Genomic DNA, 1,388 nt, shown 5'->3' on the forward strand with positions numbered 1-1,388 from the left:
CATGAGTCTTACTGAAATTAAAGTTCGCCAAGCTCATTGTAAGGAAAAAACCAGTTTTTTATCCGATGAAGATGGGCTTAGCCTGAAGATTGAGCCGAGTGGAAGAAAATCTTGGTGCTATCGCTATACAGATCCACAAACTAAAAAACGTCGACGCATTCAGTTAGGTCGTTATCCTGATTTATCGCTGAAAAAGGCACGACAAGTCAGAGATGACTTTAAAGACAATGATTTCTGTTTTGAACAAGATACTGCCTCTAATGTCATCACCTTTGGTAAGGTCGGGGAGGAGTGGTTACAGTTCAAACTGAAAAATGCCTTCAACGATCTACCCCGCTGCGGTGTACTACAGTTAGCAGAAAGATGTTTACAGCAAGATATTTATCCAGACCTTCAGGATTTACCTTTTCAAAACATCAAGCGTTATGACCTGGTTTCAGTAATCAAAAAAATAGAGGGACGCCAAGTAAAAGAACCTGTCAAGAAAGCTTGTAGTTATTTGAACCAAATTTATGACTACGCTGTAGCGATGGGTTATTGTGAATTCAACATCGCGCATGGTTTAAATAAAATCGCCATTAACAGTAAAATCAAGAAAAATTATCCGTATTTGAAAGCGGAGGATATATCTGATTTTAAGTATAAATTACAAAAATTGGATGCCCATCCGATTATTAAAAAAGCACTGCTGTTCACATTACATACTGGCGTGCGGGGGGCTGGATTGTTGTTGGCTGCGCCTGATCATTTTGATTTAAATGAAAAAATCTGGAAAATACCTGCCTTGCATATTAAACAGTTTCGACGAAAAGTCATATTAGGCCATGAGATTCCCGACTTCTTAGTTCCACTTTCAGATCAGGCTTTAGATATTTTAAAAGACGTCATGCAATGGTCATACGGTGAAAAGTACATTTTTGCTAGCCCACGGAAACATAATCAACCGATTCATTTTAATACATTAAATATGGCTATACGTAAGATGGGCTATGGAAAACATCAATTATCCTCTCATGGACTACGTTCCACTTTTAGTACCATTTTGAATGACTCAGGTTTGTTCCAGGATAACTGGATTGAGGCACAACTTTCACATATTGATAAGAACCGTACCCGTGCCAGCTATAATCACGCTGACTATTTAGCCCAGCGGACTGAAATGATGCAGTGGTGGGGTGATTATTTAAGTACTGCTAAGTGAAAATCGTACTTTTATACATAGACTTAAAACATTATGGGGTTTCAAATGGATAGTAAACAATATACTTGCCGTGTTACATGGTCAGCAGAATATAATGAGTATGTTGGGTTGTTCGAACCACAAGCACTAGCCATTTGTTGTAATTCAGCTTTAAGCGCCCTTAATTCTTTCATGCGTTTATTCACTA

At 38.2% G+C, this 1,388-nt stretch carries 1 protein-coding gene and 1 pseudogene; both read left to right on the forward strand.

The window, feature by feature from the left end; translation table 11 throughout:
* Position 1: 1 nt before the first annotated feature.
* The gene (locus FTV42_RS16895) at positions 2-1,201 is read left to right on the forward strand and encodes an integrase arm-type DNA-binding domain-containing protein (protein WP_180039255.1); all 1,200 of its coding nucleotides are present in this window, start codon (positions 2-4) and stop codon (positions 1,199-1,201) included.
* Between the two features lie 33 nt (positions 1,202-1,234).
* Positions 1,235-1,312, forward strand: a pseudogene (locus tag FTV42_RS17905) (antitoxin HicB); the annotation flags it as partial.
* Positions 1,313-1,388: the final 76 nt, after the last annotated feature.

It is taken from the genome of Acinetobacter sp. YH16052 (assembly GCF_013417155.1).
In the GTDB taxonomy this organism is placed as follows: domain Bacteria; phylum Pseudomonadota; class Gammaproteobacteria; order Pseudomonadales; family Moraxellaceae; genus Acinetobacter.

Bases quoted from the DNA above. Each gene is read 5' to 3' on its own strand.
- FTV42_RS16895 (WP_180039255.1), top strand. From the start codon at position 2: ATGAGTCTTACTGAAATTAAAGTTCGCCAAGCTCATTGTAAGGAAAAA.